The following is a 13,465-nucleotide window of genomic DNA, read 5'->3' as shown; positions in this document are numbered from 1 at the left end:
CGCTCTTAGTACTCATGTCGTTGTGCATTGCTGTGTTCACGTCGGGCATGGCTCTGCAACTGGCCGGCGTAGCCCGTGACAGTGATTCAGCCTGGTGGCGACAGGTCACGATCGCCACCGGTTCGCTGGCATTGGGAGCCGGTATTTGGGCAATGCATTTTATTGGCATGCTGGCGTTCCAGCTGTGTGCCGAAGTACGTTTTGACCTGGGCGTAACCCTGTTGTCGATGTTGCCAAGCCTGGGCGCATCCTGGGTTGCGCTGACCGTTCTGGCGCGGCGAAATCTGAGCGTGTTGCAGCTCTGCGTGGGCGGGTTATTAGTAGGGGCGGGCATCGGTGCGATGCATTACAGCGGCATGGCCGCGATGCAGATGGCGCCTTTGCTGCGTTATGACCCCTGGATGTTTGCCCTGTCGATTCTGGTGGCGGTTGCCCTGGCGATTCTTGCCTTGTGGGTGCGTTTTGGCTTGGAGAATCGTCTGCCATCGCTCATGGCGTTGTTGTTGAGTGCCGTGGTCATGGGGCTGGCCATCAGCGGTATGCATTACACCGGTATGGCGGCTGCCCGCTTTGTTGGAGTGGCAGAGTCAGCGCAGCCGTTTGCCATGGTCGATAGCCTGTACCTGGGCAGTGCGATTTCACTGATCACGGTCGCCCTGACCGTGTTCGTGGTAGCTGCCAATGCACTGCTGCGCTATCGCTACCTGAGCCAGCAACTGCGTGCCAACGAGCATCACCTGCGGTCGATCTTCGATACCGCGCTGGACTCCATTCTGACCATTGACCACACCGGCACGATCCGTTCGGTCAACCGCGCCGCCGCGCGCCTGTTTGGCTGGTCAGTGGATGAGCTGGTCGGCATGCCGATGGCCAGACTGCTTAACCCTGCCGAGGCCCGCATTTTTGAGCAGCACATACACACGTATGTGAAAACCGGTCAGGTTAGCCTTCCGAATGCTGAGCAGCAGTTGCTGTGCGTTATTCGAAGCGGCCAGGAAAAACCGGTGCGCATCAGTATCGGGGTGACTCGTTCCGGCCAGCATCCCTTGTTCGTGGTGTTCGTCACGGACATCAGTGAGCGGATTGAAATGGAGCAGGCGTTGCGTGAGCGCGAGCAGCAGTATCGCTCGTTGATCAGCAACATCCCGGGTGTGTCATTTCGTTGCCTGCTCGATGCCGACTGGACCATGATTTTCATCAGCGATGCAGTGCAAGCTCTTACGGGCTGGAGCGCAGATGACTTCATCAGCAAGCGCAAGGCCATCGCTAGCCTGTACCACCCGGATGACCTGCAGCCGGTGGCCGATGAGGTCATGACCGCAATCGAGGAGCGGCGTAACTACACCGTTGAGTACCGTCTGTTTGATCGCAATGGTGAAGAGCACTGGATCTGGGAGAGTGGCAGCGCCGTGTTCGACGAACAGGGTATCCCGCGTTGGATTGACGGCGTATTGCTTGATCAAACTGAAACCAAGTTGCGTAACGCCGAGTACGAAGGCAAGGTCAACGCCATCAGCAAAGCCATGGCGCTGATTGAATTTGATCTGCAAGGCCATGTGCTGGCGATCAATGACAACGCCCTGGACCTGTTTGGCTACCAGCGTGAAGACGTGCTGGGCCAGCACCACAGCCTGTTCTGTGACCCTTTGTATGTCGACAGCGAGGATTACCGGCAATTCTGGGTCGACCTGGCCAAAGGTCTGTTCTCCGCCGGAGAGTACCGGCGCATTGGTAACGGCGGGCGTGAAGTCTGGATTCAGGCCACGTACAACCCCATTTTCAACACGGATGGCAAACCCTTCAAAGTGGTGAAACTGGCCACCGATTTGACGCCGCGCCGGCTCATGGAGCAGGAAACCCGCGCCGCCCGTGACCGTGCTGAAGCCGCTGCCGCTGCGCGCAGTAGCTTCCTGGCGAATATGAGCCATGAAATCCGCACGCCGATGAATGCCATTATTGGCTTCACTGAGCTGCTGATCGGCACGCCATTGGCCGATGATCAACGCCGTCATCTACAGACTGTGCAGCAGGCCTCGCGCTCGTTACTCAGCTTGCTCAATGACATCCTTGATACCGCTAAGTTGGACCGGGGCGCGATTGAACTGGAAGACCTGGATTTTTCCTTGCGCGAACTGTGCGAACAGGTGTGCGCCACGCAACGTCTGAGCGCAGAGAACAAAGGCCTTACCTTGCAGCTCGATTACCCGGCGCAGTTACTGGAGTTCTACCGGGGCGATGCTTTACGCCTGCAGCAGGTGCTGACCAACCTGCTGGGCAATGCGGTGAAGTTCACCAGTGAAGGCCGAGTGTGCCTGCACGTGCAGGGTGAACCCGGCGCGATCCGCTTGATCGTCGAAGACAGCGGCATCGGCATTGCGGCTAACCGCCTTGAGAAGATTTTCGAGCCGTTTGCTCAAGCCGATGCGTCGATGAGTCGGCGGTTCGGCGGTACAGGCTTGGGCACCACCATCTCGCGCCAGCTGGTCGAGCTGATGGGCGGCCGTTTGCGGGTGGAAAGCACACTGGGTGAGGGCAGTCGTTTTATTGTCGAGTTGCCCCTGCGTGCGGGGCAACGGCTGGCGCCGCAGGTGCGTCAGTCGCTGCCACAACTGGCGGCATTGCACATTCTCGCCGCTGACGATGTGCCGCAAAACCTGGAATTGCTGCAGCTCAACTTGCAGCGGTTAGGGCATCAGGTGACCTGTGTGGCGGATGGCCAGGCTGCTGTTGAAGCGTTTACCCACGGCACCTTTGACCTGATTCTGATGGATGTGCAAATGCCGCTGGTCGATGGCCTGGAAGCATCCCGCCGTATTCGCGCGCTGGAAGCAGCCGGGCAGCGTGTGCCCCTGCCGATCATTGCCTTGACCGCCAGCGTGCTAGATCAGGATCGTCAGGCGGCGCTTGATGCCGGGATGAATGGTTTCGCTTCCAAACCACTCGACCTGCCCGGCCTGCTGGCCGAAATGGCCAGGCTGCTGGGCACTGCTCAGCAGGGCGGCGAACTGCAACAGTCTGTTACGGCAAGTGGCGGCATGTTCGACTGGCAGCGCGGCGCCAGCCTGTGGGGCGGGCCGGTACAAATGAGCCAGGCGATTCAGCGTTTCCTCAGTGAGCAGGATGCACTGGTTGAACACCTCACCTGCATGCTGGAAAAGAATGACTGGGATACGGGGCGCAGCCTGGCGCATCGTTTCCGAGGGGCAGCCGACAATCTGGCGCTTACCCACCTGGCGGGGCTTGGCCAAGCGATCGAGCAGGCGTTCAATCAGCGTGAAGGCTTGCATCTGCGCAGCTTGCTGCAGGAGCTATCCCGTGCCTTAGCGGCGGTGGCTGAGGCGCTGCCACAGGTGCCGAAGCCGCTTGAAAAGACCCAGGCGGTTGATCGTGAGCAATTGCGTGATGCACTGCTGCGTTTGCAGCAGGCGATCAGTCGTGGCGGCCTGGATGATCAGGCGCTGAGCTGCCTGACTTTAGGACTGCAAGGCGCGCAGCAGAAAAAGGCCCTGGCCAATATCCGCCAGGCGCTGGATGATTTTGACTTTGAGCTGGCGCAGCAATCGCTGAACGAACTGCTGCATCAGCTGCACGATGAGGACAGCCAGACACCATGATCACGCCAGCCGATGCTCGTCCGCTGCTCCTGTTGGTCGACGATGAAGCCACGAACCTACAAGTGCTGCGGCACATCCTGCAGGACGATTACCGCCTGCTGTTTGCCAAAGATGGTGCCAAGGCCCTGGAAATGGCTGAGCGTGAGCGGCCGAATCTGATCCTGTTGGATGTGATGATGCCGGGCATGACGGGCTATGAGGTGTGCCAGGCACTCAAAGCACAACCTGAGCTGGAGGCCATTCCGGTGATATTTGTCACCGCGCTGGCTGATGTTGAGGATGAAGCCCGTGGTTTTGCTGTAGGTGCCGTGGACTACATCACCAAGCCCGTCAGTCCGCCGATCGTGCGCGCACGCGTGCGCACGCATTTGTCGCTGGTGCGTATGGATGAGCTGCGCCAGACCCGCTTGCAGGTTGTTCAGCGCCTCGGCATGGCCGCGGAGTACAAAGATAATGAGACCGGCTTGCATGTCATCCGCATGAGCCATTTCTCCAAGGTCCTCGCCTTGGCAGCGGGCTTTAGCGAGGCGGCTGCCGAGGAGCTCCTCAATGCTGCGCCCATGCACGATATCGGCAAAATCGGCATTCCTGATGCGGTGCTGCGCAAACCCGGTAAGCTCGATGAGCAGGAGTGGGCGGTGATGCGCCAGCATGTCGAAATTGGCGCGCGGATTATTGGTGAGCATGCCTCGGGCCTGCTGCGCACCGCACAGCGCATTGCCCTGACCCACCACGAAAAATGGGACGGCAGCGGTTACCCCAATGGCCTCAGCGGCGAGGAGATTCCGCTGGAAGGACGCATCGTGGCGATTGCCGATGTGTTCGACGCCTTGACCAGCGTGCGGCCCTACAAGGCGGCCTGGACGGTTGAGGCCGCGGTCGGTTTGCTGCGTGAAGAGAGTGGCCGGCATTTTGACCCGCAACTGGTCGAGCTTTTTATCCAGCAGCTGCCGGCGATTCTGGAAATCAAGGAACGCTGGGCAGAGCAGGGCTGAGGCGGAAACAGACTGAAACCTTTGGGCATGCTGCCGGGGATTCCGGTGCTTGGTCATCCCGTGGCAGCGGTCTATGGTGAGCGCTGCGTTTAACTCGCCTGAGGAGCCTCGCCATGTCCACCAAGTCTCTGTTGCCCCTGCTGTGCGCCGGCATGATCGGTTTTGCTGAAGCTGCAGTGGTCTTCAAGCCCGTGCCCTATGAGATCGATGGCGAAGCCTTCGAAGGGTTGTTGATCTACGACGATACGGTCACCACGCCGCGTCCAGGCCTGCTGATGGTACCCAACTGGTTAGGCGTCACCGATGACTCGGCAAAGAAGGCCGCACGTGCTGCTAGTGACAAATACGTGGTGTTTATGGCCGATATGTACGGTAAGGCGGTGCGTCCGACCAATGCCGACGAGGCCAAGGCTGCCGCGACGCGGGTACGCGGCGACCGACCACTGATGCGCAAACGTGCGCAAGCAGCCGTTGAAGTGCTCAAGGCGCAAACTGCGCAGGTGGCACTGGATGTCAGCAAACTGGGGGCGATCGGTTTCTGCTTCGGCGGCGGTACGGTGTTGGAGCTGGCGCGTTCCGGCGCTGATTTGAAAGGCTTTGTCTCGTTCCACGGCAACCTGGATACGCCCAACCCAAGTGATGCGCAGAACATCAAGGCACCAGTCCTGGTGCTGCATGGTGCAGATGATCCGGCAGTGCCGCAGGCGCAGGTCGATGGCTTTATTGCGGAAATGAAAGCTGCGAAAGCCGATTGGCAGTTAGTCAGCTACGGTGGCGCAGTGCATTCCTTTACCAACCCGGCGGCCAATGTGCCGGGGCGCAATGAGTACCACCCGGTAGTGGCCGCGCGAGCGTTCAAGGCCATGGATGATCTGTTTGCGGAAACTTTCGCCGAGTAAGGCGTGAGCGGGAAGGCCGGGTGGCCTTCCCGCATGCGGATTACATGCCTGGCAGTACGGCGATATCAATAATATTGCCCGGCAGGCCGGCGATGTCGCCCAGCGTGGTCGGCTTGCCCGTGGCCAGGTCCAGGGTGTGCAGCGTGGTGCCTGTCAGCAGGTACGCGGTGTTGCCGCCTTTGCCGTCGCTGGCGATGTCCAGCGCCGCATTCTGCAGGCCATCAACGATTTTGCCCACGGCTTGCTGGATGCCATCGTTTGGCGGGTTTTGCAGCATCAGATTGCTGCTGGCCAGGTCCACGGTGTACAGCGCGGTGGCCTGAGTGCCGGCGTAGGCGTTGCTATACGCACCGGCGACTACTTTGGCGCTTTTACCGGCATAAGGGCCTTCGGCGGCGTAAGCCACTGAACCGTCTACCACCACTTCACCGGTTTCAACGTTGACGCGAAAGCTGGTGCCGTCGGCGGCGAGCATGCGCAGCTTGTCGGCGACTGGGTTGAAGTCGATGACCGCCTGGCCGTTGCCAGGCAGTTGCTTGTTCAGGCTGGCGACCTTGCTGGCTGCGCCAGTGGCCAGGTCCAGGGTGTGGAGCTGATGGTCATTGCTCAAGGCATAGAGCATCCCATTTGCCGGGCGCACATCAATGCCGCGCAACGGGCTTGGGCTGTTGGTTGCCATCGTGGCGGTGACTTTCTGGCTGCTGCTGTCGATCTTGAACAGCTGACCGTCGGCGCCCAGGGCCAGTAGGGTCGCTGCGCTGGCAGTGCCGGCGGCGAGGCTGAGGGTGGCAGTGGTAACGGCAGCGGTCAGCAGGGTATTGAAGCTGTTCATATGCGTTCTCTCATCTGTGGTTATCCAGCATCGATGCAAGGCCGGCTAAGGCCTGCCTTGCAGGTGCCTCGATGAAACACCTGATAGCTATACCCACGAGAACGCATCTGGATGTCGCGGCCTGAAAATAAATTCAGTTTTTTTGCTGATGGCTTCAGTTGATCGAAGCCATCACCGCGCGACCGATATACAGCACCTTGCCGGTAGGCCGATCCTTCGGCGAGCCGCCGGCCGGTTCCAGGGTCAGTTCGAACAGCTGGCCGGGTTGCACTGCGCCAATCTGTTCGGCAGACAGTTGCAGCGGCTTACCCGGTTCGACCAGGCCTAGGGAGCGTGGGCCAATGGCTGGGTCGATCAACGTCCAGAACTGTACCGAGCGGTCGGCTGGGATCTGATCGTTCAGCAACGGCTGCAAACGCAGGCCGCCTGTGCCGTCCACATGCACTACCCAGCCGGGTTTGGCGGCTTCACCAGGGGCTTGCAGCACCACGGTGTAGCTGTTGCCAGGCATCTCTGTGTGCCACAGGTTAGGCATCAGCGCGACGATCAAGGCAAGTACCAGTGCAGCACTGGTGAGGCGCCAGGTGGCCAGGCTCTGCCACCACGTCAGCCAGACATTCACCCGGCTGACGGTTGGGGTCAGGCCGAGGCTGTCCTGCAGGCGTTGCCACAATTGTGTAGACGGTGTTTGCGGCGGTAGCTGATCGCTCAGTTCGAGAAAGTGCTGTTGCCACTGCAGAGCCATTTGCGCGGCTTCGCTGTCGCGCTCGATCAACTCGCGCACTTCAGCGGCTTCGGCCTCATCAAGTAAGCCCAGGACATATTCGCCGATCAAGGCGCGGCGTTCGGCAGGTTGCTGCGGAATCATGCTTGCAAACACTCCTGCAGTGCGCGCAGACCAGCGCGAATACGGCCCTTGATGGTGCCCAGCGGGGTGGTCAGGCGGTTGGCGATTTGTTCATGGGTCAGGCCGCGGTAAAAGGCCAGCAGGATCGGGTGGCGGCGATTGCGTTCGATGCCTTGCAGGCAGCGACGCAGTTGTTGGTGTTCACCTTGCTGCTCTAATAACTCTGCCGCCTGTGGGGTGTCGTCGGCCGCGCGCTCGATAAAGTCGTCATCCATCTCCACTGTACGGCCACGGCTGCGCAGCTGATTCAGCGCGCGGTAGCGCAGGATGCTGTAGATCCAGGCGCGGCCGCTGCCCAGTGCCCGCTGAAAGCGCTGGGCGTTGCGCCAGACTTGCACAAAGGCATCGTGCACACAGTCTTCAGCCTGATCACGACGGCCGAGCAGGGTAATGGCCAACCCGAGCATCTGCGCGGCCTCCTGTTGGTAGAGCGCCTGGAATGCGCGTTTATCCTGCTGAGCACAGGCTTCCAGATGGCTTTCGTAATCAAACAGCGGCTGCGCCATGCACAGGGTTCCTGAATGTGTGAGCGTGCCAAGGGTTATACCCGAGCACCTGCGCTTTGGATGTCTCGGGAGTGCAACAAATTTTCTCCGTCAGCGGGGCAGCTCGATGCGATCGGTTTCCCCTGGCACGGTTGGCCAGTCCTGTGCGGCCCAGCGTTGGCGTGCCTGGTCGATCAGTGCCGGATCGCTGGCAACGAAGTTCCAGTTAATCCGGCGGGGGCCAATCGGCTCGCCGCCAATCAGCACCAGATGGCTCTCGCTGCAGGCGCTGAGGGTGTAAGTCTCGCCCTCAGGCAGTACCAACAGGCCACGCAGCGGTAGTTGCTGGTCATCTAGGGTGGCCTCACCCTCAATCAGGTACAGCGCGCGTTCGGCATGCTCGGCGGGGATTTGCAGTGCGCTGCCTGTGGCCAGCTTGATCTCGGCATAGATAGTGGGCGACAGCACCGGCACCGGCGATTGCAGGCAGAAGCCAGTGCCGGCAATCAGGCAGATGTCCACGCCCATGCTGGTACTGCGCGGCAGGCTGTCGGCGGGGTGATGGCTGTAGTGGGGTTCGCCTTGCTCATCGGCGGCGGGCATGGCCAGCCAGACCTGCAGGCCATGCATGTGCGAGCCGCTTTCCCACAGCGTCTGCGGGGTGCGCTCGACATGGGCGACGGCCCGGCCTGCGGTCATCCAGCTGACCTCGCCGGGGCTGACCAGTTGATTCGAGCCGAGGCTGTCCTTGTGCTGCAATTGCCCCTTGAACAGGTAGGTGAGGGTGGACAGGCCGATATGCGGGTGCTGGTTGATATTCATGCCGCTGCCAGCCGGGTAGGTGTTTTCCAGAATATGGTCGAAGAACACGAACGGCCCGACGCTGCGGCACTTGGCTGAGGGCAGGGGGCGCAGGATAGGTTGCCCACCGAGGTTTTCCGGGCGCGGCTGGATCAGCAGAAGGTCGCTCATTCCATGCCCTCGCTTAGCTGAGTGCTGACCTGAACCTCGCTGCTGGTCATCAGCTTGTGAATCGGGCATTTATCGGCGACGCGCAGCAGCTGCTGGCGTTGCGCGTCATCCAGTGCACCATGCAGGGTCAGCTCGACGTTCAGGTGGTAGATGCCTTGGCGTTCCTGGCTGTCGTCACGGTTGAGCTTCACGTCGAGCCCTTCCAGCGGTAACCCACGTTGCTTGGCATACAGCGCGAGGGTCAGCGCCTTGCACGCGCCCAGCGCAGCATCGAACAGGTCATGGGGCTCAGGCGCTGAGCCTTCGCCGCCCAGTTCCACCGACACGTCGCTGTGCAGGGTGTGCGGGCCGATGCTGATGCGCTGCAGCAGGCCTTTCTCATTGCTGATGCTGATCATTTGAGCTCCTTGGGCTGAAACCATAATTCCTTGCGGGCAAATGGCGTTGCAGGCGGTAGGTCGGGGTTGTGCAATTCGATGATACGCCGCTGATGCAAGTTGGCCTGGCGCAGTGTGTCGCCGTGGTATTGCTCGAACAGGCGCTGAAAGCTGCCATCGGCAATCATCGCTTCCAGCCCGCGTTCGATATCGGCGGCCAGGTCCGCACGGTTGCGCGAGGTGAAGAAGTAGAACGCGGTGGGGTAATGCAGCAGCAGGTGATTATCGATACTCAGCGCCAGCCCGTTTTCTAAGGCGTGTACCTGTTCCTGCCAGGCCACCACCACTTCGCGGGGAAACAGATCGAAGCGTCCGGCGGCGAGCATCTGGAACAACCCGCGATAGTGCTGGCTGGTGACTACTTTCAGACCATTGGCACGCAGGATCGCGGTATCCGGCCAGTCGTGACGTTGACCGAAGCTGAAACGCTTGAGCTCATCGAGGTTTCGCACCGTGGCCAGCTGCTCGGCTTCTGCGCTGCGTTGCAGCAGCACACGCCAGCCAATAAGGCCGCGGTAGATCGGGATACGGATTGGCAGCAGGCGGACTTCACGCTCGCGGGTGGTCATGGTCCACATCACCTGCACGCTTTTGCTGTCGTGCTCGATGGCCAGCAACGCGCGGCTTTGTGCCATGGGTACGGGCGTGGGCTGCAGCTGGTAGCGTCCGGGCGTGCGCTCCAGTGCTGCTGTCAGCAGCGCCAGGGCATAGGCTTCGGGATCGATGCCGTCTGAGTGCAGCGGGTAGTTCAGGCGCTCCGTCGCCTGGCTTGTGGGCAGAAAGAGGAGGGCAAGGACTAGCAATGCCTGCAGGTAGTTTGGCCAGGTGCATGGTCGGTGTGTCGAAGCTGAAGCCATTACTGCAATCCTGGTTTCTGAACTAGACCTCAGTGTAGTGAGTCAATTGTGCTCACGTCTTCCGGAGGGTTGGGGTTTGAAACGACTTGCGTTGAGTCTTGCTGTTTTCGTCACTGTCTGCAGCCCGTTGGCGTTGGCGCGCGATTACCGCTTTAGCGATGCTCATTTGCACTACGTCGACTTCTTCCAGGAAAGCGCGGGCATGACCGAACTGTTCGAACAGATGGCCGCCGGCAATATCGAGCACGTGATGCTCTCGGGCATTCCGGTGGCGAAGAAGTGGCATGAGGACGAGCCCAAGCGTCCGCGTTACTACGCCGGTGACGATGCCAATGCCTACTGGTACAGCGCTACCGATGTTCTGGTGGCGCATGCCTACAAGCAGGTGCCCGCAGAGCAGCGCAAGCGGCTGCATCCGTTTCTCTCCGGTTTCAACCCGAATGATAAGAATGCCGATGCGCATATCCGGCGCATGCTCGAACTCGATCCTGGACTGTGGCAAGGCATAGGTGAGATTTTCACCCGGCATGACGACCTCACCGCGCTGATCCATGGTGATGCGCCACGGGCCAACAACGAGGCCCTGGCGCGGGTTTTTCACCTGGCCGCCGAATACGATCTACCGGTGATGCTGCACTCCAATATCACCTCCAAGCGTGAGCGCAATCCGCTCTACTTGCAGGAGATCGAAGACCCGCTGCGTAACCATCCGCATGTGCGGTTTATCTGGGCGCACGCTGGAACAAGCATGGAAATCCATCGCCATCAGGAGAAACTGGATTTCCTCCTGCCCACGCTTGAGCGGATGCTCAAACAGTACCCCAATCTATATATCGATCTTTCCTGGACTGTGCTCCAGCCGTACCTGCTGGATGCCGACGGCAAGCCTGATCCTGCCTGGGTGAAACTGGTCAGCAGTTACTCGGCGCGTTTTATGCTCGGCTCCGATGTGGTCGGACGCTTCACCAGCCTGGCGGACTATATGAGTGGCTTTAAGGCGTTTCTTGATGCCTTGCCTGAGGATGTCGCGCATCAGGTGGCACGCGATAACTTCCTCGCGGTGCTGCCGCGCCGGGTTCAGGCCGATCTGGCGGATTAGGGCTGTCATTGATCTGTCACACGGGTGTCATAGGCTCGCGCCATCTAAAAAAGGAGCGCGACATGCAATACACCCGTTTTAGTGCCCTGGCCGCACTTGTGTTGACCAGCAGCCTGGCGCAGGCCGAAGTCCGGGTAGAAGGCCCGGTTGAGTACGGCGTTTTCGCCAGCGATTATCAGGACTTTCAGGAAGGTGAGCGGGTGTTGACCCGCAGTAACCAGCAGATCGAGCAGGGAGAAGTGATTCCTGCCAAGCTCGGCACCAAGTTCGGCATGCGTTACACATTGGTTGGCAAGGTGGCTGAAGACTCGCCGCTGACCTTGCTGTACCTCACCCCTGGAGTGGTCACCCCGCAAGGCACGCGTCACGACAAATTCGTGGTGACGCAAAAATTGGTCCCCGGCGCGCCGCAGGATGTCATGGCCTTTGAATTCACTGAAAGGCACGAAGTGGTGCCTGGAGAGTGGCACTTTATGGTGTTCCAGGATGATCGCAAGCTGCTGGAACAGCGCTTTACCGTACGATAAAGCTACTTTAAGTCGTAACGCTAAACCCGGGCCCTGGCTCGGGTTTTTTATGTTCAAGGGGTCAAGAATCCGATGCTAGAGTCGATACGGAATCTGTAGATATTGGCTGAAGGTCTTAAGGAACTCATAAGGATAATGGCCATATGCTATCTAGCAAGCTGCTTCAAAACCCTAAAGGACAGCCGTGATGACCCTAAGAAATCTTAATATTGCGCCCAGAGCATCACTTGGCTTTGGCCTGGTGGCGCTGCTGGTTCTGCTGCTCGGTAGTTTTTCGCTGCTGCAGATGACCGAAATGGATAGGCAGTCGGAGCAGGTAAACGACAACTGGCTGCCCAGTATCCTGAACCTAGCAGAGATGAATCAGGATCTGCTGCGGCTACGGGCATTGACCCTGCGCTCAATGCTCAACAGCGATGAGTCAATGACCAAGCAGAACATCGCCAGGATGGAAGAATTCCGAAGCCTCTTGCATAAAGCCCAAGGCGAATATGAAAAGCTGATTTCTAGTGCAGAGGAAAAAAGTCTGTACGGGCGCTTCAAGCAGGCTGAGAGCAGTTATCTGCAGGAGCAAAGCAAGATCGTGGATGCGTTAAAGCAAAACGACTTGGACGCGGCACTGGCGGTCGCCAATGGTCCGCTCAACGGCCACGCAGACAGCATGGCCAAGGCGCTGGCGGAGCTGTCTGAATTGAACCGGGTTGGCGCCACCGCCGCTGCCAAAAGTGCCGATGAAGTATTTGTAAGTGCACGGTTGTGGGTAATCGTGATGATTGCTCTGGCGCTTGCTCTGACGGTAATTCTGGCACTGCTGCTGACCCGTAGCATCGTCGCGCCGCTGGCCGAGGCGGTACGGGTGGCAGAAGTGGTGGCAAGCGGCAACCTGACCCAGCCAATCGAGGTGCAGGGCAGTGATGAACCTGCACGTTTGCTGGGTGCCTTGAAAAGCATGCAGCAGAGCCTGCGCAGCACCATCCAGAACATTTCCGATTCCTCCACGCAGCTGGCTTCGGCGTCGGAAGAGCTCAGTGCGGTGACCGAGGATTCGACCCGCGGCTTACACCAGCAGAACAATGAAATTGAGCAGGCGGCTACAGCGGTCAATGAAATGACCAGTGCCGTGGAAGAGGTCGCGCGTAATGCCGTCAGCACCTCTGAGGCTTCCAGTGAGTCCAACCGTACGGCCCAGCATGGCCGCGAGCAGGTGCGCCAGACTGTTGAGTCGATCAGTCATCTGGCCGACGACGTGACCCATACCGCTTCCGAAGTGGAGCAGTTGGCCGGGCAGGTGCGCGATATCAGCAAAGTACTGGATGTGATCCGTTCGATTGCCGAGCAGACCAACCTGCTGGCGCTGAACGCAGCGATTGAAGCCGCGCGTGCCGGTGAAGCCGGTCGCGGTTTTGCCGTGGTGGCCGATGAAGTCCGGGCCCTGGCACATCGTACGCAGCAGTCGACCCGTGAAATCGAGCAAATGGTCAGCGGCATTCAGCAGGGCACCGACAAGGCGGTTAACGCCATGCAGAACAGCAACAGCCGGGCCCGTTCAACTCTGGATGTGGCCAAAGCTGCGGGTCAGGCGCTGGATGAGATTGCGGCCGCGATTTCGCAGATCAACGAGCGTAACCTGGTGATCGCCAGTGCTTCGGAAGAGCAGGCTCAGGTGGCGCGCGAAGTGGATCGCAACCTGGTGAATATCCGAGATCTGTCGATGCAATCTTCAGCCGGGGCCAATCAGACCAGTGCGGCCAGCCAGGAGTTGTCACGTCTGGCGGTGGATCTCAATGCGCTGGTAGCACGCTTCTCTATCTGAGTGAGCTCGGCCTAAACCACAACAAAAA

At 59.7% G+C, this 13,465-nt stretch carries 12 protein-coding genes; 6 read left to right on the top strand and 6 right to left on the bottom strand.

Annotated elements, in window-relative coordinates; all coding sequences use genetic code 11:
- Positions 1–47 precede the first annotated feature (47 nt).
- The 3 genes from RHP75_RS11530 to RHP75_RS11520 all read left to right on the top strand — a co-directional run bounded on the left by RHP75_RS11530 (position 48) and on the right by RHP75_RS11520 (position 5,508).
- Positions 48–3,614: a PAS domain S-box protein gene (locus RHP75_RS11530; protein WP_311088313.1), complete on the top strand. Its 3,567-nt coding sequence runs from the start codon at positions 48–50 to the stop codon at positions 3,612–3,614.
- Complete coding sequence (locus RHP75_RS11525) at positions 3,611–4,609, top strand: two-component system response regulator (protein ID WP_289240158.1); 999 nt, start codon at positions 3,611–3,613, stop codon at positions 4,607–4,609. Before RHP75_RS11530 ends, RHP75_RS11525 begins: the two co-directional genes overlap by 4 nt.
- 113 nt (positions 4,610–4,722) lie before the next feature.
- The gene (locus RHP75_RS11520) at positions 4,723–5,508 is read left to right on the top strand and encodes a dienelactone hydrolase family protein (RefSeq protein ID WP_311088312.1); all 786 of its coding nucleotides are present in this window, start codon (positions 4,723–4,725) and stop codon (positions 5,506–5,508) included.
- Between the two features lie 40 nt (positions 5,509–5,548).
- Here the strand turns inward: RHP75_RS11520 and RHP75_RS11515 are convergent, their stop codons facing one another.
- The 6 genes from RHP75_RS11515 to RHP75_RS11490 all read right to left on the bottom strand — a co-directional run bounded on the left by RHP75_RS11515 (position 5,549) and on the right by RHP75_RS11490 (position 9,998).
- Complete coding sequence (locus RHP75_RS11515) at positions 5,549–6,340, bottom strand: DUF4394 domain-containing protein (RefSeq protein ID WP_311088311.1); 792 nt, start codon at positions 6,338–6,340, stop codon at positions 5,549–5,551.
- Between the two features lie 154 nt (positions 6,341–6,494).
- Complete coding sequence (locus tag RHP75_RS11510; protein WP_311088310.1) at positions 6,495–7,208, bottom strand: anti-sigma factor domain-containing protein; 714 nt, start codon at positions 7,206–7,208, stop codon at positions 6,495–6,497.
- Positions 7,205–7,753, bottom strand: a complete 549-nt coding sequence (locus RHP75_RS11505; RefSeq protein WP_170048813.1) for a sigma-70 family RNA polymerase sigma factor — start codon at positions 7,751–7,753, stop codon at positions 7,205–7,207. The genes RHP75_RS11510 and RHP75_RS11505 overlap by 4 nt, the downstream gene beginning before the upstream one ends.
- 90 nt (positions 7,754–7,843) lie before the next feature.
- Positions 7,844–8,704, bottom strand: coding sequence for a pirin family protein (locus tag RHP75_RS11500; protein WP_311088309.1), 861 nt, complete (start codon positions 8,702–8,704; stop codon positions 7,844–7,846).
- Complete coding sequence (locus RHP75_RS11495) at positions 8,701–9,102, bottom strand: OsmC family protein (RefSeq protein ID WP_310285806.1); 402 nt, start codon at positions 9,100–9,102, stop codon at positions 8,701–8,703. Before RHP75_RS11495 ends, RHP75_RS11500 begins: the two co-directional genes overlap by 4 nt.
- A complete protein-coding gene (locus RHP75_RS11490) occupies positions 9,099–9,998 on the bottom strand; it encodes a transporter substrate-binding domain-containing protein (RefSeq protein WP_311088308.1) in 900 nt (299 codons plus the stop codon). The genes RHP75_RS11495 and RHP75_RS11490 overlap by 4 nt, the downstream gene beginning before the upstream one ends.
- Positions 9,999–10,074: 76 nt before the next feature.
- Here RHP75_RS11490 and RHP75_RS11485 point away from each other — a divergent pair, with 76 nt between their 5' ends.
- The 3 genes from RHP75_RS11485 (at position 10,075) to RHP75_RS11475 (ending at position 13,437) form a co-directional block, all read left to right on the top strand.
- Positions 10,075–11,097, top strand: a complete 1,023-nt coding sequence (locus tag RHP75_RS11485) for an amidohydrolase family protein (protein WP_311088307.1) — start codon at positions 10,075–10,077, stop codon at positions 11,095–11,097.
- A 62-nt stretch (positions 11,098–11,159) separates the two neighbouring features.
- Positions 11,160–11,624 (top strand): DUF3859 domain-containing protein, encoded by a 465-nt coding sequence (locus tag RHP75_RS11480; RefSeq protein ID WP_311088306.1) that lies wholly within the window; start codon positions 11,160–11,162, stop codon positions 11,622–11,624.
- 187 nt (positions 11,625–11,811) lie between these two features.
- Positions 11,812–13,437, top strand: a complete 1,626-nt coding sequence (locus RHP75_RS11475) for a methyl-accepting chemotaxis protein (protein WP_311088305.1) — start codon at positions 11,812–11,814, stop codon at positions 13,435–13,437.
- Positions 13,438–13,465: the final 28 nt, after the last annotated feature.

It is taken from the genome of Pseudomonas sp. SG20056 (assembly GCF_031764535.1).
GTDB lineage: Bacteria > Pseudomonadota > Gammaproteobacteria > Pseudomonadales > Pseudomonadaceae > Aquipseudomonas.
The sequence above is the reverse complement of the archived record's forward strand: the minus strand, read 5'-3'. Positions and strand labels throughout refer to the sequence as shown.

What these genes read in the sequence shown, in the direction of transcription:
- RHP75_RS11510 (WP_311088310.1), bottom strand. Translation starts at nt 7,208, where the DNA reads ATGATTCCGCAGCAACCTGCCGAACGCCGCGCCTTGATCGGCGAATAT.
- RHP75_RS11515 (WP_311088311.1), bottom strand. Translation starts at nt 6,340, where the DNA reads ATGAACAGCTTCAATACCCTGCTGACCGCTGCCGTTACCACTGCCACC.
- RHP75_RS11520 (WP_311088312.1), top strand. Translation starts at nt 4,723, where the DNA reads ATGTCCACCAAGTCTCTGTTGCCCCTGCTGTGCGCCGGCATGATCGGT.
- RHP75_RS11480 (WP_311088306.1), top strand. Translation starts at nt 11,160, where the DNA reads ATGCAATACACCCGTTTTAGTGCCCTGGCCGCACTTGTGTTGACCAGC.
- RHP75_RS11525 (WP_289240158.1), top strand. Translation starts at nt 3,611, where the DNA reads ATGATCACGCCAGCCGATGCTCGTCCGCTGCTCCTGTTGGTCGACGAT.
- RHP75_RS11505 (WP_170048813.1), bottom strand. Translation starts at nt 7,753, where the DNA reads ATGGCGCAGCCGCTGTTTGATTACGAAAGCCATCTGGAAGCCTGTGCT.
- RHP75_RS11495 (WP_310285806.1), bottom strand. Translation starts at nt 9,102, where the DNA reads ATGATCAGCATCAGCAATGAGAAAGGCCTGCTGCAGCGCATCAGCATC.
- RHP75_RS11490 (WP_311088308.1), bottom strand. Translation starts at nt 9,998, where the DNA reads ATGGCTTCAGCTTCGACACACCGACCATGCACCTGGCCAAACTACCTG.
- RHP75_RS11530 (WP_311088313.1), top strand. Translation starts at nt 48, where the DNA reads ATGGCTCTGCAACTGGCCGGCGTAGCCCGTGACAGTGATTCAGCCTGG.
- RHP75_RS11500 (WP_311088309.1), bottom strand. Translation starts at nt 8,704, where the DNA reads ATGAGCGACCTTCTGCTGATCCAGCCGCGCCCGGAAAACCTCGGTGGG.
- RHP75_RS11475 (WP_311088305.1), top strand. Translation starts at nt 11,812, where the DNA reads ATGACCCTAAGAAATCTTAATATTGCGCCCAGAGCATCACTTGGCTTT.